At 58.0% G+C, this 18517-nt stretch carries 13 protein-coding genes; 4 read left to right on the plus strand and 9 right to left on the minus strand.

Annotated features, from left to right (window positions below):
* The 4 genes from LA5095_RS24065 to LA5095_RS24080 are packed head-to-tail and all read right to left on the minus strand — an operon-like array spanning position 1 to position 4490.
* Positions 1-1344: an NAD(P)/FAD-dependent oxidoreductase gene (locus LA5095_RS24065; RefSeq protein WP_055119608.1), complete on the minus strand. Its 1344-nt coding sequence runs from the start codon at positions 1342-1344 to the stop codon at positions 1-3.
* Positions 1341-2840 carry an aldehyde dehydrogenase gene (locus LA5095_RS24070; RefSeq protein ID WP_055119832.1) on the minus strand — a complete coding sequence of 500 codons (1500 nt, stop codon included), beginning with the start codon at positions 2838-2840 and terminating at the stop codon, positions 1341-1343. The genes LA5095_RS24065 and LA5095_RS24070 overlap by 4 nt, the downstream gene beginning before the upstream one ends.
* A 2-nt stretch (positions 2841-2842) precedes the next feature.
* Positions 2843-3748 (minus strand): dihydrodipicolinate synthase family protein, encoded by a 906-nt coding sequence (locus LA5095_RS24075; protein WP_055119611.1) that lies wholly within the window; start codon positions 3746-3748, stop codon positions 2843-2845.
* Between the two features lie 19 nt (positions 3749-3767).
* Complete coding sequence (locus LA5095_RS24080; protein ID WP_055119613.1) at positions 3768-4490, minus strand: GntR family transcriptional regulator; 723 nt, start codon at positions 4488-4490, stop codon at positions 3768-3770.
* 129 nt (positions 4491-4619) lie between these two features.
* On the opposite strand from LA5095_RS24080, the gene LA5095_RS24085 reads away from it, so the two are divergent.
* Positions 4620-5597, plus strand: coding sequence for a GlxA family transcriptional regulator (locus tag LA5095_RS24085; protein ID WP_055119834.1), 978 nt, complete (start codon positions 4620-4622; stop codon positions 5595-5597).
* Positions 5598-5612: 15 nt separating this feature from the next.
* Here the strand turns inward: LA5095_RS24085 and LA5095_RS24090 are convergent, their stop codons facing one another.
* From LA5095_RS24090 to LA5095_RS24105, 4 genes are all read right to left on the minus strand, one after another.
* Entirely contained in the window at positions 5613-6701 is a 1089-nt protein-coding gene (locus LA5095_RS24090; protein ID WP_055119616.1) for a peptidoglycan-binding domain-containing protein, read from the minus strand.
* A 377-nt stretch (positions 6702-7078) separates the two neighbouring features.
* Positions 7079-9544 carry a GcvT family protein gene (locus tag LA5095_RS24095; protein ID WP_055119618.1) on the minus strand — a complete coding sequence of 822 codons (2466 nt, stop codon included), beginning with the start codon at positions 9542-9544 and terminating at the stop codon, positions 7079-7081.
* An 11-nt stretch (positions 9545-9555) separates the two neighbouring features.
* The gene (locus LA5095_RS24100; protein ID WP_199485849.1) at positions 9556-10731 is read right to left on the minus strand and encodes a mandelate racemase/muconate lactonizing enzyme family protein; all 1176 of its coding nucleotides are present in this window, start codon (positions 10729-10731) and stop codon (positions 9556-9558) included.
* Positions 10718-12247: a trimethylamine methyltransferase family protein gene (locus tag LA5095_RS24105; RefSeq protein WP_235814790.1), complete on the minus strand. Its 1530-nt coding sequence runs from the start codon at positions 12245-12247 to the stop codon at positions 10718-10720. The genes LA5095_RS24100 and LA5095_RS24105 overlap by 14 nt, the downstream gene beginning before the upstream one ends.
* Positions 12248-12327: 80 nt before the next feature.
* Here LA5095_RS24105 and LA5095_RS24110 point away from each other — a divergent pair, with 80 nt between their 5' ends.
* Both LA5095_RS24110 and LA5095_RS24120 read left to right on the plus strand, forming a co-directional pair.
* Positions 12328-13233, plus strand: coding sequence for a LysR substrate-binding domain-containing protein (locus tag LA5095_RS24110; protein ID WP_055119622.1), 906 nt, complete (start codon positions 12328-12330; stop codon positions 13231-13233).
* A gap of 824 nt (positions 13234-14057) precedes the next feature.
* Positions 14058-15575, plus strand: coding sequence for a bifunctional helix-turn-helix transcriptional regulator/alpha/beta hydrolase (locus LA5095_RS24120; protein WP_144436131.1), 1518 nt, complete (start codon positions 14058-14060; stop codon positions 15573-15575).
* A gap of 130 nt (positions 15576-15705) precedes the next feature.
* Here the strand turns inward: LA5095_RS24120 and fumC are convergent, their stop codons facing one another.
* A complete protein-coding gene (gene fumC / locus LA5095_RS24125) occupies positions 15706-17100 on the minus strand; it encodes a class II fumarate hydratase (protein ID WP_055119628.1) in 1395 nt (464 codons plus the stop codon).
* A gap of 404 nt (positions 17101-17504) precedes the next feature.
* Between fumC and LA5095_RS24130 the strand changes: the two genes are divergently transcribed.
* Positions 17505-18290: a metallophosphoesterase family protein gene (locus LA5095_RS24130; RefSeq protein WP_055119630.1), complete on the plus strand. Its 786-nt coding sequence runs from the start codon at positions 17505-17507 to the stop codon at positions 18288-18290.
* Positions 18291-18517 lie beyond the last annotated feature (227 nt).

An 18517-nucleotide genomic window follows, 5' to 3' on the forward strand; every position in this document is an offset into this window, starting at 1 on the left:
CTACTCTGCCGCCGCCCGCCATTCCTTCCAGCGCAGGACCATGTTGGCTCCGATCTCGCGAAAGGGCTGCGGCGGCAGTTTCGTCGGCGAAGCCTCCGTGCCGAAGTGGCGGGTGATTTTACTGGAAACGCCAAAGGCAAGATCTGCAGCGCCAATACCGGTAAGGGTTCCGCGCGCTGTGCCGAGGCCGTTCTGTACACAGCCGGAAAATACACCGTCCTCCAGTTCCCGCATGACAGCCACCGAATTGAGACTGAGGCACAGATGCCCAGCCCACCTGTATTCCATTTGCATTCCTGCAAGCTGTGGAAACCGTTGATCGAATTTCCGCTGCATCACGCCCGCCGCCCGCTCCAGGCTTTTCGGTTCAGGGCGCATGTTCGGTTTCAGAAGCGCGCAAGTGCGCGTCACGATCCGGTTGCCGCCTTGGTCAGTATCGATGCGGCGCATTGTCGTTCCCATCGGATCCGAAGGCGTCACGCCCCATCTCGGGGAGCCGCCCAGTCTTGAAACGGCGTCGGCGTCCAGTTCCGGCGTCATGACGGCGAACAGGAAGAGTTGCATCAACCGGTCGCGTTCAAAGCCGAAGCTTTCAAGGTGACCATTCACGGTCAGTATTATCTTCTGTGTCGCAATGTCGCCTTCGGGTGTGACGACCTTCCACGCGCCTCCCTGGCGTAAAAACCGATGTACGGGACTATGTTCGAAAATGCGGACACCGACACGCCGCAACCCGTCCACCAGCCCGCGAACATACCCCGCGGGCTGAAGCATGATGGTGCCGGGCGTATAGAGCCCGGAAAGATAGTGACGGCTCCCTGTGATCTCCGTCATCTGTGCGGCATCCAGCATGTCAAAGGCCTCGCCGAGACCTTGGAGATGTGTTGCATAGCTTTCGTTGTGCTGGACGGCCTTGGCGCTGGCCGCACCGTTGATCTTGCCGGCACGATCAAAGAAATTCGGATTGATGCCGTAGTCTTCAACTGCTTCACCGGCAAAGGCGATCGCCTGCCGGTTCAAGGATGTGATCGCCTGGTCATCGCCCGCACCTGCATAATCTTCCGAATTCAGCTCATGCGGCAGATCGATCATGAAACCTGAATTCCGGCCGGCGGAACTTTCCGCAACTCGGCAGGCATCCAGAACGGCAATTTTCAGGGCAGGATCAATCTGGGTCAGGCGCCGTGCTGCAGACAGCCCCGCAAAACCCGCGCCGATGACGACAACATCGGCGGTTGTCGAGCCTGCCAGGGTCTGAGGCGCGGGCTGGTCCGCCAGTATCCGGTTCCAGGCTGCGGGTCCTGGCAAGTCCGGCAACGTCTTGGCGGACCAGGTTGATGTCATCCGACAGCCTCGTCCTCGTCGTCGGACAGATCCAGCCAGATCGTTTTGATCTGCGTGTACTGGTCGTGGGCAGCAAGGCTGTTGTCCCGCCCGCCAAAGCCGGACTGTTTGAAGCCGCCGAACGGTGTTGCGATATCACCTTCACCGAAGCAGTTGACGGTGACGGTTCCCGCGCGAATGGCACGCGCGCCGCGCAGGGCCTTTTTGGCGTTGGCTGTGAAGATCGAAGCGGCCAGTCCGTATTCGGTGGAGTTTGCCAGCTCGATTGCCTCGTCGAACCCCTTGACGGTCATGACATTCAGCACGGGCCCAAAGATTTCTTCCTGCGCAACGCGTGACCCGCGCGAGGCTTCCAGAATGGTCGGTTCGACAAAGGCACCGTCATGAGCCTTGCCGCCCATCAGTACGGTTGCCCCGGTCTCCAGATAGGAACAGACCTTGCCGAAGTGATCTGATGACACCAGTGCCCCGACCCGGTGCTCGGGATCAAGCGGGTCGCCCATGGTCCATTCCCGGGCATGTGCGAAGATCCGCTCCAGCAATGCGTCCTTGATCTCCTCTTCGACGATCAGGCGTGAGCTTGCCGAGCAGTTTTCACCCATGTTCCAGAACGCGCCATTGACCACGTGAGCGGCAACGCGGTCGAGATTTTCGGCATCCCTCAAAACGACGCTCGGGTTCTTGCCTCCCATTTCCAGAACCACTTCCTTCAGGTTGCTGTCGGCCGCATACCGCAGGAAACGCCGCCCGGTCTCGGTCGAACCGGTGAAGGAAATCATGTCGACGTCCATGTGCCGGCCGAGCGGTTCGCCGACTTCCGGGCCGGTTCCCGGCACAATGTTCAGGACACCGCGCGGAATACCGGCTTCCATTGCAAGTTCGGCAACGCGCAAGGCAGTCAGTGACGTTTCTTCAGCCGGTTTCACCACGACCGAACACCCTGCTGCCAGCGCCGGTCCGATCTTCCAGGCAAGCATCAGCAGCGGGAAGTTCCAGGGAAGAACTAGGCCGACGACACCGACCGGTTCGCGCACGATCATGGCGATATGATCGTCGGAAGCCGGCGAAACCTGATCATAGATCTTGTCAATGGCTTCCGCGTGCCACTTTATGCAGCTGATCGTTTCGGGAACATCGACAGTTTCGCAGTCGAATATTGTCTTGCCGCTGTCGAGGCTTTCCATCACCGCAAGCTCTCGCCGGTTGCGGGTCAGCAGTTTTGCAAAGCGGATCAGAATGTCCTTGCGTTCCGATGGATGCAGTTTCGACCAGCGTCCGTCGTCAAAGGCTTCGCGTGCTTTCACAACGGCGAATTCGACGTCCTCGGCGCCGCAGGCCGCGACCTCTGCAAGGGTGTCGCCCGTCGCGGGATTGACGGTTGAAAACGTCTTGCCCGAATGCGCGGGCCGGTAACTGCCGTCAATGAACGCGCTGGTCGGCAGAGCAAGTTTGGCCGCGAGCGTTTTGTATTCCTCGCGCGTCAGAAGATCCGTCATGCTCATGCTCCCGCCGTAATGTCTTCAATTGTGGATTTCAGAACCCGGATAACCTGTTCCAGCTGCCGCTTGTCGTCCTTGTTGAGCGCTTTCAGCGGCGGGCGTGGCGGGCCTGCGTCGAGGCCGGTCATTTCGACACCGTGCTTGACGCATTGAATGAACTTTCCACCCTGCTCAAGGACACGCATCAATGGCATCATTGCCGACATGATCCTGCGACCCTTGGAAAAGTCACCTTCAACGGCACAGGCCTTGTAGAGCGCGACATGCTCGTGCGGCAGGAAGTTCGATCCGGCACAGACCCAGCTGCGCGCACCCCAGGCAAAAAACTCCAATGCCTGGTCGTCCATGCCGCAGGACATCTGGATGTGCGGGTAATCTCGCGCCAGAAGGTGCACCCGATTGATGTCGCCCGAGCTTTCCTTGATTGCGCAGACATTGCGCGAACGGCCAACGCGGTCGAGAAATTCCTCACCCATGTTGACACCCATCCGGCCCGGGTAGTTGTAGAGCATGATCGGCAGGTCTGCGGCCCTGTCGATGGTCAGTACATTCAGGGCATTTTCCCGCTCCGTGGGCACTGCATAGGGCGGGGTTGCGACAAGAAGGGCATCTGCACCCATTCCAGCGCCCCCTTCGGCGAGCGCGATCGAATCCGGCGTCCGCATGGTGCCGGTGCCGACAATGAGAGGGAGGCGTCCGTCGAGTTTGTCCTTGGTGAACCGGGCAAGTTCAAGACGTTCTTCAACCGTCTGGGTATAGTTCTCGCCGGTCGAGCCGCCGGATATCAAACCCTGTACGCCACTGTCTACCAGATGATCGATCACTCGTTCCAAGGCGCTCCACACGACACGACCGTCGTCGTCATAGGGGGTGACCACGGGCGTATAAATGCCCTCGAAAGCCATTATGGGTGTCATTTTTTCCTCATGCGGATTTCTGTTTCGCCGTTACACCCAGCGGGGCGCCGAGAGGTGCCTCAAGCCCGTCAGGCATCACGAACAATTCGATCTGGTCGCGCGACAGGGCCCAGTGTTCCAGCGCCAGTTCACTTGCCCGGTCCTCGTCGCCGGTTTCGATACAGGCGATCATTTCGTCATGCTGCTGGCAGGCAAGGGCAAGCCGGTCATCCTTCGCACCGGATTTCGGGCGAAAAAACGTCATGGCAATGCGGGTGTGATCGATCAGGAGCCGGTCAAGGCTCGCCAGGAGGTAGCTGTTGCCGGCCATCTGCCCGGTGATCCGGTGGAACTTGTCGTTGGTGAGCGCACGGTCTGTTGTATCGCCTGTTCTCAGGGCGGTCCGGAAGGCTTCCTGCGCGCTTTTGAGATCTTCGATCTGCGAAGGCCTGGCATTTTGAACCGCAAGCCGCAGGACGGCACTGTAGATCAGTGGCGCTGCGAGAAAGAAGTCTCGCAGTGTGTAGTGCGACATGTCGGAGACACGCGCACCGCGGTTCAGCTGCAGCGTGACATAGCCTTCCCCCGAAAGCTGCTGCAGCACCTCGCGCAAAGGTGTTCGCGACAGGCCGTACCGGTCACAAAGCTCGCTCTCCTCCAAAGCACTGCCCGGCTGGCGCTCAAGCGTTAGAATTTCGCGCTTCAGATCCTCATAGGCAACCGATTTGGCTGTGCCGCGCACGTTGGGCATGGAACCGCTCCGTTTCGATTTTTGTTGACCTGCTTGTATACATGATGAATACAATAGCAACACAATAATTATACAAATGCGCTTGCCGCCTTCATGAGCATGAGGCGACAGAGGCCGGAGAAAAGCGACATGTCCCGCACCATCGACGTCACCTTTCTTTTGCTTGATGATTTTTCCCACATTGCTTTCTCCTGCGCTGTCGAGCCACTCAGGATTGCCAACCTTCTTTCAGGCAAGGAGTTGTATCGATGGCAGCTGGCGTCGCCTTCGGGAGAAAGCGCGACCTGTTCGAACCGAACAGTCACCCTGGTTGATCAGGGTCTTGAGCCCTTGCCGTCAAGAAGCAGTCTTTTTCTGATTTCGGGTTTGAATGTCGGGGAAAGGGCGTCTGCGGACGTTCTGTCCTTCATTCGCCGGGAACGGTCCCGCGGAACCTTGATCGGTGCGATCTGTTCCGGGGCCTTTGTTCTGGCCAAGGCAGGCCTTCTGGATGGCAGGCGTGCAGCAATGCACTGGGCTTTCCATGACAGTTTTCAGGAGAATTTTCCCGATGTCGAGCTGGTGCGCAATGTGTTTGTTGCCGACGAAACCTTCGTTACAGCCTCTGGGGGGACAGCGGCAACAGACCTGATGCTGCACCTGATCGGAGAAACGCACGGGATGGATCTCGCCATGGCGATCGCCGACCAGATGGTCTATTCGGGCGTTCGTCCGGCACATGCCACGCAGCAGATATCCGTGCAGGCGCGCTACGGTATCCGCAATCCGCACATTGCCGAGGCGATCCGGTTGCTCAATGAAAGCGCACCGTATTTCATGCCAACCTCCGAGATCGCACGCCGTATCGGTATTTCAACACGACAACTGGAAAGACTGTTCCAGAAGCATCTGAAGATGTCGCCGAAGAAATACGCGATAAACCAGAAGCTCACCAAGGCCCGGAACCTGCTCCTTCAGACCGAACAGTCGATTTCGGAAATCGCTCTGGCCTGCGGCTACGAGTCTCCATCCCACTTCATTCGTACCTATCAGAACCGCTTCGGCGTGACCCCGCACAATCAGCGGGTCTTCACGCAGGGCGGTCAATCCGTCCACCAGATGGCGTGAATCATCCGGCTTTCCTCACTTCGGATAAATCAGTTCGTCGGCAAACAGCTTCAGTACATTGGCAACGTTGTGGTCGCCCTCGGCACGCGCCTTCTTGGAGATATCCGTAAGCAGAGCGCGGGCAAGCATGGATGGTTTGCCGATGCGTAGCGCAGCCTTGAAGACAGCCTCCGCTTCTGCCTGTGTTGTACCGGTCTTGGCGGCGACGCTCTTGCAATACTCCTCCAGGCCGCGCCTGGCGTCCTTCTGCCCCTTGCGCCAGTGGGTTTCCAGCTTGTCGGGGTCCGTCCGCCATTGTTCGGGAGCTTCTTCGTTGCGCTTGACGAATGTCGGACAGCTCACCGGCTTCATGCCGCCGAAGACCCAATAGGTCGTGTAGTAGGCCATGCTGATACCGCCGTAGACCCGTGCGCCGGAATCCATGGCGTGGCCAAGTGCACGATAGAATCCATAGACCATCAGGAAAGGTGCCAGCATGCTCATGTAACCGAATACGGTGGCGGCCGCAGAGCCGGCAGCCGCGAATGTGAGCGACATTTTCACGATCTTGAAGCCATTCAGTCCGATTGTGATCAGCTTCTCGCGCTGTTCGACCGTCAGGCCGGCGCCACCATCCGTATAGGCGCCCTTGTTGGCTTTCCAGATGTCTTCCAGGATCTGCCGGTAGTAGGTTTCTTCCTGGGAAGTAATACTCTGTGTTGCCTTGATCTTGTCGATCGTGCTGTCAATGACGTCTTGCTTGGTGATGGCTCCGCCCTTGCCCTTTTCGTCGTCTTCCTCGGGCTGGGGGCCTGGATCGGGCGGAAACTCGGGGATGGACATCTGCGCCCATATACCTTCCGAAGATGGATCGTTCAGCGCGATGATCGTTTTTGCCGCAGGGTCGACACGGGCATCGGGCCAGCGAAAGCCGAGCACGGATTTCTGAAAGTCCTTGATCATCCCTCGGGTCTTCGGACCGGACTGCCCGTCGACCACGAGCGGAATGCGCGGTGAGTGCATGAGGTCGTTGAGCCGTTGCTGGACAGCGACAACGTCCTGCGCGCGGTTCTGGCCGCTTCGCCCAACAGAGGCAGTGATCCCGATTGAGGAATAGATCGGCATGGCGGGTATCCCGGAAAAATGTTGCAAATTGCCGCCGGATCTACGTAACCGTTCAGATCAGTTGGCGTATGATGATCAAATAATCTTTCAAATATCTACAAGGCGAGGTGTCAAAAGAAGTTTTGATACTCCTTCAACTTAGGAACAGAAATACTCACTTCCAACAATTAGTTTGTATCATTTGTATCTAATGTAACCGGCATGTAAGCCATGTACGGAATGCCCGAATGCATTGCCGAAAACACAGAAAGCCGGAACGCCAGACCGACGCCAGTGTCGTCGCCCGGACGCGCGTGTGAGCCTCGGGCAGCAAAAGCGCCTCAAGGAAACACGGCGGCTTTGACCCGAATGCTGCAGGGAATTGTCAAGCGAGTGCGCTAGGCGCGCATGTTTGCCCCGTTCGCGTCATAGATCGGAGATCCCAGGATTTCTGCGTCGAAGAACTCTCCTAGAATTTCTACCTGCAGAGAAGTCCCCGGCGTGCTGTATTCCGTGGAAACATAGCCCATTGCCATCGAACGCTGGACATGGTGCGCAAAACCGCCGGAAGACACATATCCGACGGCAATACCGTCCTTCAGGATCGCCTCATCAGTCGACACGTCTATTCCATCGACATCGATCGTCATGGTCACGAGCTTCCGCTGGACACCCTCGTCGCGAAAAGCTTGCGTTGCCTTCTTGCCGACGAAGTCCTTTTTCCAGTTGATGAAAATGTCCAAGCCGCTTTCGACGGCGTTGAAATCGGGCCGATAGTCTTGCGTCCACACGCCCCAGCTCTTTTCCAGGCGCATCGACATGAGGGCACGCGCGCCGTACCAGCGATAGCCGAGATCAGCGCCGGCAGCCTCGATGGATTCGGCGAGACGGAGCAGGTATTGAGGGCGGCAATAGATCTCGTAGCCGAGTTCGCCTGAAAAGCTGATCCGGTTGAGAATGACCGGTACGCCGGCGACAAAGCTATGGCGTACATCACGGAACCTGAAGGCTTCCGCCGAAATGTCTTCACGCATCAGCCGCCGTAGCAACTCGCGGGAATTCGGCCCCGACAATGCGACGCCGTGCCAGTCGTCGGACACGTTGGCGTAGGACACATCCTCCGGCAGATCACGCTCGAACCACCGTCGATGCGCTTCCTGCATTGCTCCCGATCCGAACAGCATGAAGTGCCCTTCCTCGAGGCAAGCTACGGTCAGGTCGCCGTAAAGCCGGCCGGCTTCGGTCAGCATCGGCGTCAGCGTCAACCGGCCCGGCTTGGGTACATGGCCTGCCAGAACACGGTCAAGATAGGCACGCGCACCGCTTCCCTTGAATTCATGCTTGGCGAAATTGGCGATCTCGATCCCGCCGACCGCCTCGCGCACGGCATTCACTTCCCGGGCGACATAATCGTGACTGCGATTTCGCTGAAAGGTTGGGTCCTCTCGCGCATCCTCAGGCCCGTCGGCGAACCAGAGCGCATTTTCCAGACCGAAGCCCTGTCCCATCACGGCGCCCCTGGCAACCAGTCGGTCGAACAGTGCAGTCGTCTTCTGACGGCGCCCCCTGGGCAGCGTCTCGTTCGGAAATGTCATGACGAAACGGCGTTCGTAATTCTCGGTCGATTTGACGGTTCCCCAGTCGGGTGTCGCAAAGTCGCCGAAGCGGGCAACATCCATTGCCCAGACATCGATCGAAGGCTCGCCGTCGATCATCCACTCCGCCATGGTCAGGCCGACACCGCCACCCTGGCAGAACCCCGCCATGACGCCGACGGCGCACCAGTAGTTGCGCATGCCCGGCACGGGACCGATCATCGGATTGCCATCGGGGCCGAAAGTGAAGGGACCATTGACGATGTTCTTGATGCCGGCATTGCCCATGGCCGGAATACGCTCGAAGGACATTTCGAGACGGTCCGCAACACGATCGATATCCGGTGGCAGCAATTCATGACCGAAGCTCCAGGGGGTTCCGTCAACCATCCAGGGCGTGCCCTTCGGTTCATAGGTCCCGAGCAGCATGCCGTGACGCTCCTGACGGAAATAGATATTGGCTTCATAGTCGATCCCGGCAGGCAGTCGCCCTGGCTCGCCCTGCTTCATCCTTTCCTCGATCTCCGGGATCGTTTCGGTGATCAGATAGTGGTGCTCCATGGGCTGCACCGGCAGGTGCACGCCTTGCATGATGCCGACTTCCCGAGCCCACAGGCCACCGCAATTGACGATATGTTCGGCGTTGATGACGCCTTTGGGAGTGGTCACATCCCAGGATCCGTCCGTGCGCTGCGTCGTTACGGTTGCCGGCGTGTGGGTAAAATAACGGGCGCCGTGATGTTGCGCTGCCTTGGCGAAGGCATAGGTCGCGCCTGACGGGTCGAGATCTCCGTCCTGATCGTCCCAGAGTGCTGCGTGGTAGTGTTTCGGGTCGATCAGTGGATGGCGTTCTGCAACTTCCTTGGGACTGATGAACTCCTGGGAGAGGCCCATGTAGCGCGCCTTGGAACGTTCACGCTTGAGATAATCGTACCAGTCCCTGGTCGATGCCAGGTAGAACCCGCCGGTGATGTGAAGCCCGACACTGTGCCCGGAGATCTCCTCGATTTCCCGGTAGAGATCAATTGTGTAGGACTGCAGGCGCGAGATGTTCGGGTCGGAACTGATAGTATGAATCTGTCCTGCCGCGTGCCAGGAGGATCCGGAGGTCAGCTCGTCACGTTCCAGGAGCACGACATCCTTCCAGCCGAACTTCGCCAGGTGAAACAGGATCGAGCAGCCGACGACCCCGCCGCCAATCACCACGACCCGCGCGTGACTTGGCAGTTTCTTGCCGCCACCGGTTTCGTCTTTCTGGATCTCGGGCATCTCGGATCTCCTCAATCGAGTGGCAGTCGCCTGAACCGGCCAGGCAGTGCGGGGTCGCGAAAATGGTCGAGTGGCCCGTTTTCGACCAGGTGCCGGTGCCAGTGCGCCAAGGCATCACGGTCCAGTGTGACACCAAGCCCGGGTCCTTCGGGAACGGCGATCACATTGTCGGTCTGCCGGAACGGGCCACCCTCGATGACGTCACCTACCTGCCAGCGGAACAGGGATTGGCTCGGCTCGGTTATCCAGGGCATGGCTGCAGACATGTGCAGATAGCCGGCGGTCGCGATCCCGGCATCACCGGAATAGCACCAGAAGCCGACACCCATGGCTTCGCAGGCGCCGATAAAGCGGACAGTTCTGGAGATACCGCCAAGCACCGCGAAATTTGTGACAATGTAGTCCGGTACGCCAAGTGCGACGGCGCGACGGATGTCCGGAGCATGCGTCGATATCCGGATGGAGGAATGCCTGCGGAGTTGGGCCATCTCCTCGAATGTGGCGACCGGGTCCTCGTAGTTGCGGATGTCGAATGGTTCGATTTCACGGAAGATCCGGATCGCACTCGGCAGCGACCATTGCATGTTGCTGTCCAGCCTGATCATGTCTTGCGGCCCGAGCGCAGCACGCAGTCTCCTGACGGTTTCGATTTCCAGGTTCGGGTCACCCAGTATCAGCTTGCCTTCGAACATGGTGGCACCGTGTTCCTCGCGCATGCGGACGCAATAGTCGGCGATCTCCTCCGGACGCATTTCTCCGCCCTCGCGAAAGGCGAAGTATTCCGTGAAGGGGATGTTCTTGCGCACAGCACCGCCAAGAAGACGATAGAGCGGTTCGCCCGTGACTTTGCCGCGCAGGTCCCACAGGGCGATTTCGATGGCTCCGAATGCCTTGACCACGGAACTGTCGTCCGTGTTCTGCACGATCTGCCAGGGCGGTACGCAGAGGTTCTCGCAACCTGCAATATCCAGCGGATCTTCTCCGATCAGCCGTTCACCCATTTCCCTGATGGTCGAAAGCACATCGACCGACGGCGCTTCTCCAAGACCGACAAGGCCCTGATCGGTCTCGACCTCGATAACGGTCTTTGACGTGCCGGGATAATGTCCGCCGGTCCACCACATCGGTTTTTCCAGCGGGATATTGACGGGCGTCGCCCTCAGGCCGGTGATCCTAATACCAGGCATCGGGCAACTCTTCCTTTCGCCTGGCAACAAATGCTTCCAGCTCCTCACGTGTCGCCTCGTCCATCTTCGGTGGCTGGTAGTCGGCGAGCATGGTCTGCCAGCGTCCAAAGGCGCGTTGGCGCATGTCCTTCGAGCCACCTTCCTCCCAGCTCTCGACATTTTCACTGTCGGAAAGCTTCGGCTCGTAAAACGCCGTCTGGTAGTTCCGCATGGTGTGAGCCGATCCAAGAAAATGACCACCGGGTCCAACTTCGCCGTAGGCATCCCTCGCGAAGGCTTCCTCCGACGTGTCGAGGCCGCCCGATAGGACCTTTTGATACGACCCGAGACGATCGGCATCCATGATCAGCTTTTCAAATCCGGTACATAGGCCCCCTTCGAGCCAACCGGCGGCGTGCATCACGAAATTGGCTCCTGCCAGCATGGTGGAATGCATTGAGTCGGCGCTTTCATAGGCGGCCTGTGCGTCCTCGATCTTGGAAGCGGTCAACGAGCCTCCACACCGCAGTGGCAGGCCGGCACGCCGTGCAAGTTGGCCGATGACATAGTTCGAAACGACAGGTTCAGGCATGCCGAAGGTCGGGGCCCCGCTTTTGAGGCTCATGGAGCTGAGAAAGTTTCCAAGTACGAATGGTGCACCGGGCCACACGATCTGCGAAAAGGCGCAGACCATCATCGCTTCGGCCATTGCCTGGCAGACCGAAGCTGCTGTCGAAACCGGACCCATCGCGCCGGACAATATGAACGGCACGACGACAATTCCCTGACCGCGTCCGCAATAGGCACGCACTGCCTCGCTTGCCACCTTGTCCACCAGGAGTGGAGAGTTGGTGTTGACGTTGCCCATGATTACGCAGTTTTGCGCCATGACCTCCTGACCGAAGACGATTTCAGCCATGTCGACGCTGTCCCTAGCCCGGCTCATTTCGGTAATTGCGCCAAGGTGTGGTTTGTCGCTGAGCGTCATATGCGCGAACAGCATGTCGAGGTGGCGTTTGGATACCGGCACATCACAAGGTTCGCACGTGACGAAACCGCCATGGTGCAGAAAGGGATGCATATAGGTGAGCTTCACCAGCTTCTCGAAACTCGCGATATCTCCGTATCGGCGCCCACCTTCCAGATCGCGGACAAAGGGGGATCCGTAGACTGGTGCGAACACCTGGTTTTTGCCACCAATGACGACGGACTTTTTCGGATCACGCGCCAGCTGCGTGAATTCGCGGGGAGCAAGGGCACAAAGCGAGCGGATCCAGGCCGCGTCGGCACGCACGATGTCGCCGTCGATTTTCGCACCGGCGTCTCTCCAGATCCGCACCGCTTCCCGATCATCGCGAAAGGCAACGCCGACATCCTCGAAGATCCAGTCGACCTGGGCTTCCAGGGCGGCCAGCCGCTCTTCGTCCAGGAGATCGAAATAGGGAAGCACACGTTTGACAAACGGGGCTGCCACCTGTGTGTTTTCAACGCGGCCGCGCGCCGCGCGCGAACGTCTCGCCATCCTGTCACCTTTCACTGGACCAATCCTGTGACGCTACTGTTTTCGAGGCATGTTGTGACGATTGAAAAATGTCACTCTATGCATAAACTGAAGTTATGCAGAATCTCTGGAAGATCGTCGGTTCTCCGCGCTACATTCTCATTTTCGAGGCGGCTGCCAGGCATGGCTCGTTCACCCGGGCGGCTGCAGAACTGAATGTCCAGCAACCGGCCGTCAGCGCGGCGGTCAAACGGCTTGAGCAGGCTCTCGGTGCTCCACTCTTCCGCCGGTCGCACAAGAAGGTGGAGCTGACACCGGCCGGAGCCCGGTTCTATGCGGAAACGTCCAAGGGGTTGCATCAGATCCTTGAAGCGGCGCATGCAGTCCAGGCGGGAGCCCGGAACGCTATCGTCACCCTCTGTGCCTCGACCGCCTTCAACACCTACTGGATGATGCCGCGTCTGAGAACCTTGCGTGACCTGCACCCGAATATCGACCTTCGCCTGCAATCCAGCGACCGTGAGCCGGATATAGACGATGGTGGCATCACACTGGCGATACGACGGGGCGACGGGCGTTGGCCGGGATGTCACGCCGCGCTGATTGCCGAGGAGACTATCTACCCGATTGCCAGTCCCGCTCTGATGACGGCTGCTGAGCTCCGGCACAAGGCGGATATTCTCGGTCATACGCTGATCCACCTGGAAGAACCCGTCCGTGAGCGCCCCAGCTGGAAGGACTGGTTCGATGCGCAGGGATGCAATGTTGCGATCCCGCCTTCAGGCTTGCGTTTGAACGACTACGCCCTGGTTCTGAATGCCGCCATTTCCGGTGAAGGCATTGCATTCGGGTGGAACCACCTGGCTCGTCCGCTGGTCAGGAAGAAGCTGCTTAATGCCCGAATGGACTGGAGCTGGCGGACTGGCATGGGATTTTATCTCGTCTGGTCGAAATCCCGTCCTCTGAGTGAAAATGCAGAACGCGTGCGGAAGTGGTTCGTGTCCGCGGCTGCGATCGAATGACCGAATTCTCACAAGGGTCAGCTTTTCGGCGACCTAAACAGCGGGTGCGTATACGGAGGTCGGTGTGGCTAATGTCACGATGTTAAAACCCTCTTCCAGTCGGTTTTTTGTTTTCGCATCTGCCGGACACCGCTGCAAGGCCTGCAAGACCCGACACGGCGCCTGGCAATTGAGCAGCGACAGTTGGATTGACAACGAGAACCCCGATCATGGCTGCTACTGCAAAGGGGAAGGCCTCAACATCACTGAAACGGGTAACAAACAAGTAACTGATGTAAGCTCCATCTGCGAACCCGTAGTCGGACGCGTCAAAAGAGGCATTTCTGCCGCCATCGGATGCAATTCGTTTCGACCCTGAAACGGCGAAGGTCCCCCACCGGACAGCGAAAATCGGTTACAACGCCAATATTGACTCCGAAACTGGGTGAAAGGAGCACAAATTGTTGCCAGCAATTACACCGCTTGCGTCAAAGGTCGTTTGAACGACAAACGCGGTGCCGACAACTGCGGCATCGTCGAATGTCAAATCTGCATCTGTCACAGGTGCTGCTTGGGCGACGCTCGCCTATGTCATGACCGCAGAGACAGCAACAAAGATTGGTTCATTTGAAACTCCCGGAACTCCCGGAACTTCCGCAAGTTTCGAAAGGAACAGTGTTAGGGTGGTTTTGGGAACAAGCCTCCACGTTACCCAAATGGGTAAAGCAATCGGCGAGAAAATGTGGAAGTTTTCGGGTGAGTGATTGTAAGCAAGGTATTTTAAATTGCCGGGTAATTTGCATTCAGAATTCCAGCGAGTGTTTTCCGTTCTTCCGGATGACCTGGTGCAAGCTGCCTCAGACGAAGCCCTGAGAAGATTGAAGTCGGAGCAACATGAGGTCAATCCAACGCTGAAGTGGGCCGATTTCACCAGGTCCGGCCGGTTTCTGCGTGGGGGTTCCACTACGTTGTCGGATTACCTGACCCGTTTCGTCAGCGAGCCCTCGAGCGATCTTGTCCTCGGCGAAATGGCAAGTGTCGTGGCAGACGGTGGCGCGGAGGCGGGGCGGGTCCTGTACCAGCGAGACACAAACACGTTTTTCTGGTTCCTGCCTGTGTATGATGCACCGGCCCACTCCGGATCCACGCCATTCGTCCGCGGTTTCAGGATCAATCAGGAGACATTCGATTCAGTCGTCATGCACTTCAACAGCGGGCGCGGACTGACGGCATCAGAGCGACGTGTGGCCTTTCAGTTGCTGGGCGGCTTGTCACTTCGCGAAGCATCTGAACTCGACGATGTCGGGATAGAAACCAAACGTGCGCACATCAAAAGTGCGTCCGCAAAGATGCAGTGCAATGGCCAACTGGATCTGGTGCGCATTCTGCTGGGGCAGATGGTGCATGTTCTGAATCTCTCCAACGACGTTTCGCAGCAGGCAAAGGTCATCGAGGGATTTCTGGCGGACCATATCAAGCAGGGCGCTTCACTCCTGGTACAAAGCAGAGACGATGGCGAAAAGATCTATGTGATCGAGATTGGGCCCGAGACCGGAATCCCGGTGCTCGTTTGTCATGGAATGATGTTCGGTATGCTGATTTCCGGCGTGCTGGAGGATTTGTGCACCCATGGCATCCGTCTGGTTATCCCGGTGCGCCGCGGATATCTCGATGCACGCCCTGTTCTGGGGCTCCGGGCAAAAACGCACCATGTGGAAGCCAGCCTGAAGGACCTAGAGTTCCTGATGCGAAACATGCCCTCGGGTCAGAGGTTTCTCCTTGGGCAATCCTTTGGAGGTGCCCTGTCGCTTGAATTTGCAAGTCGCTTCCCGGACCTGGTCGATAAACTGATACTCGTCTCGACAAATCTTGCGCACGCAAATCCAGACAAGGAAGGCATCGCGAGCAACCTCTACAACGCATATCGGCGGTTGATCGAAACAGAAAGTCTTGCGCGTTCGGTGACACTGGAATTCAGTGCTCACTACCCTGACGAAAACCGGTCACGCTGGATCTTGCATCGCATGTTCAGCGCGAGTGCGTCGGACCTGGATGTATTGGAAGGCAAGGGCAATGCATCGCCCGTGTATGGATGGTTTTCCGAATTGTACCAGACATCGGTGTCCGGAATTGCCGAAGACTATTCCTTCGCGCTGCAGCGCCTTCGGCTTCCAGGTCAAACCAAGGCAAAGCTCCTGATTCTGCATGGAAGCGAAGATCCCCTGACCGATCTTGAAGATGTCAGGGAGGTGGTGTCAGACCGGCCGGATGCGCTGGTTCTGCCAGTTGAGGGAGCCGGACATTTTCTTTCCGCATCCCACAGCGACAGTTTGTGGAAACATGTAAGGCAGCACGTCCAGTAGGCTGCGCGTATCAATTGAACGTGCCATCTGCTTCCCGGTTCAACCTGCAGCCTTGGAACAATACTGGTGGATTGGAGCTTCCTGGTGGTCGGTTAAGGTTTGCTCCAATTCAGCAAGGTTCAACAAGCCATTAACCGGGGGAAATCATCTGGTCCGGGCGGACGAGCCGGTCAAATTCCTCGGCGGTGACATAACCCAGGTTGAGAGCCTCTTGCCGCAGCGAAGTGCCGTTCTTGTGCGCGGTCTTCGCGATTTCGGTTGCCTTGTCATATCCGATGGCAGGTGCCAGTGCAGTCACCAGCATCAGCGATCGTTCCATCAGGGCCTTGATGTTGTCTTCGTTTGCCGTGATGCCGGCAACGCAGCGATCGGTAAAGCTGATACATGCGTCCGACAGTAACCGGATCGATTGCAGCATCGCGTAGGCCATGACGGGCTTGTAGACGTTCAGTTCGAAATGGCCCTGGCTGCCGGCAATGGACATCGTCGTCTCGTTGCCGAAGACCTGTGCACACACCATGGTCATGGCTTCGCACTGGGTCGGGTTGACCTTGCCCGGCATGATGGACGACCCGGGCTCGTTTTCGGGTAGCGACAGTTCACCCAGCCCGGATCGCGGTCCGGACCCCAGCAGCCGGATGTCGTTCGCGATCTTGAAAAGGGACGTCGCAACGGTGTTGAGCGCGCCATGCGCATAGACATAGGCATCGTGTGCTGCGAGTGCCTCGAACTTGTTCGGTGCGGTCCGGAAAGGCAGGCCGGTAATGGTTGCGACTTCTGCGGCAAATTTCTCGGCGAAGCCCTTTTTGGTGTTGAGGCCGGTGCCAACGGCCGTCCCCCCCTGCGCAAGTTCATAAAGGCCGTCGGATGCTTCGCCGACGCGGCCGATTCCTTTTTCGATCTGAGCGGCATAGCCGCCAAATTCCTGACCAAGAGTGAGCGGCGTCGCATCCTGGGTGTGGGTTCGCCCGATCTTGACGATATCCGCCCATTCTTCCGACTTCGCGCTCAGGGCCGCCTTGAGGTGGGCAAGGGCGGGCAGGAGAGACTTCTGGATTTCACGAGCGGCGGAAATGTGCATTGCCGTTGGAAACGTGTCGTTGGACGACTGGCTCATGTTGCAATGATCGTTGGGGTGCACAGGTGTCTTCGACCCGATCTTGCCGCCAAGTATTTCAATCGCCCTGTTGGCGATCACTTCATTTGCATTCATGTTCGATTGCGTGCCCGACCCGGTCTGCCAGACAACCAGCGGGAAATTGTCGTCAAACTTTCCGGTGGCAACCTCGCCGGCGGCCTGATCAATGGCCGCTGCCAGATCCGGTGCCAGCTTGCCCTGGTCCTTGTTCACCCGTGCCGCGGCCTGTTTGATGATCCCGAGTGCATGCACCAGCGGCAGCGGCATGGTTTCACCGCCGATCGGAAAGTTGATGAGCGAGCGGGCTGTCTGCGCGCCGTAGTATTTGTCACCCGGAATATCCAGAGCACCGAACGAGTCGCTTTCCTTGCGGTCTGGTTTGGACATGATCACCTCTTGCAAACTGGGAGTTTCAGGTCGAATTTGACTGGTGTTTCAGGAACTGGCGTCAAGATCGTCCGGGCTTGTTCCATCGGCAGGGTTCGGGAAATTGCATTTGTCCGAATGAACCCTGTTCGAGCGCAACCGGTTGAATTGACACCGGCCGCAAATCTCACTGTGCAGTATGTGCACGCATTTGATCTGGAATACGACCCTTAAATTTGCAGCGTGACCGACTTCGATCATTGGCGCAGCCGTTTCACCGGTGGCCGCAGCCTTTGTGACGACGAGGCGTCAGCAGTGGACTGGATCGGACATGGAACCTCATGCCATGATCCGCGTGTCTTGCCGTCACGGCGGTGCCGACCTGGCTCTCAGCCAATCCGAACAAGGGGGACCGACATTTGAAAGTGGAAATCGATCCGGGCCGGAACATTGAGGTGTTGCACATTACAGACACCCATCTGGCTCCTGAAACAGCACCGTCTGTCCCGCCGAAATCGTTGGCTGATGCCGCAGCGATGCTGAATGGATCGACAACGGATGAAACCTTTGAACGCATTCTGGAAAGCGTTTCGGATGTCGGGTTTGATCTGGTTCTGCACACCGGTGACCTGCTCGAAAATGCCGATGAAGCGGCATACGAAAAAGCGCTCGATCAACTGGCGCGGCTCGAAAGACCGCTGCTGGTCTCACCCGGAAATCATGATGATCCGGAGATGCTCGGCGCGAAACTGCAGCAAAACGGAATCGAAAGACGCTGCATTGATGCAGGGAATTGGCGAATTGTCGTGCTCGATTCCAATTTGGGCGACCAGGGCGGGCTATTGGGTGAAGCTGAACTCTTGACACTCGGCGGGTTGGCAAAGGAGTGGGACGGGCACGTCCTGGTAGGTCTTCATCATCCGCCGCTTTCAACCTGCGCGGACCCTGATTGCACACTTGCAGATGCCGACGCGTTCCTGGATGTCGTCAACAGCGCAGGGAATGTTCGCGCCGTTGCAAGCGGTCATCTTCATTCCGCATCGGAGGCTGAACGCACCGGCGTCAAATATCTTCTCGGTCCTTCAACATGTCTGCAGCTGGTTCATGAACATCCACTGCCCGAACACAATCGAACGCCCACAAAAGGTGGCTTGAGACGAATACAGCTGCTGCCAACGGGCGAGGTGCACTCGACGCTTCACTGGATATGAGCCCGCTTCGAAAACACCGTCATTTTTGTTGGCAGGGCTGTGCCCGCGTCACCGCTACAAGCTATTTCCGTGTCTGCAGGCCGAATAGTCACGATGGCGGACCACTTCCGTAGCGGAGGATCACGCCGTCCTTGCCAGTGTGAATGTTCTGGCCTGTCTCGTCCTCCTGGACCGCAACCTTACCATCAGAGAATCTCAGTGATCCTGGGATGTTCGGGTGAAGTCGA

The organism is Roseibium album (genome assembly GCF_001404515.1).
GTDB lineage: Bacteria > Pseudomonadota > Alphaproteobacteria > Rhizobiales > Stappiaceae > Roseibium > Roseibium album.

Coding starts and splice junctions, on each gene's coding strand:
- LA5095_RS24065 (WP_055119608.1), bottom strand. CDS start 1,344: ATGACATCAACCTGGTCCGCCAAGACGTTGCCGGACTTGCCAGGACCC.
- LA5095_RS24070 (WP_055119832.1), bottom strand. CDS start 2,840: ATGACGGATCTTCTGACGCGCGAGGAATACAAAACGCTCGCGGCCAAA.
- LA5095_RS24075 (WP_055119611.1), bottom strand. CDS start 3,748: ATGGCTTTCGAGGGCATTTATACGCCCGTGGTCACCCCCTATGACGAC.
- LA5095_RS24080 (WP_055119613.1), bottom strand. CDS start 4,490: ATGCCCAACGTGCGCGGCACAGCCAAATCGGTTGCCTATGAGGATCTG.
- LA5095_RS24085 (WP_055119834.1), top strand. CDS start 4,620: ATGTCCCGCACCATCGACGTCACCTTTCTTTTGCTTGATGATTTTTCC.
- LA5095_RS24090 (WP_055119616.1), bottom strand. CDS start 6,701: ATGCCGATCTATTCCTCAATCGGGATCACTGCCTCTGTTGGGCGAAGC.
- LA5095_RS24095 (WP_055119618.1), bottom strand. CDS start 9,544: ATGCCCGAGATCCAGAAAGACGAAACCGGTGGCGGCAAGAAACTGCCA.
- LA5095_RS24100 (WP_199485849.1), bottom strand. CDS start 10,731: ATGCCTGGTATTAGGATCACCGGCCTGAGGGCGACGCCCGTCAATATC.
- LA5095_RS24110 (WP_055119622.1), top strand. CDS start 12,328: ATGCAGAATCTCTGGAAGATCGTCGGTTCTCCGCGCTACATTCTCATT.
- fumC (WP_055119628.1), bottom strand. CDS start 17,100: ATGTCCAAACCAGACCGCAAGGAAAGCGACTCGTTCGGTGCTCTGGAT.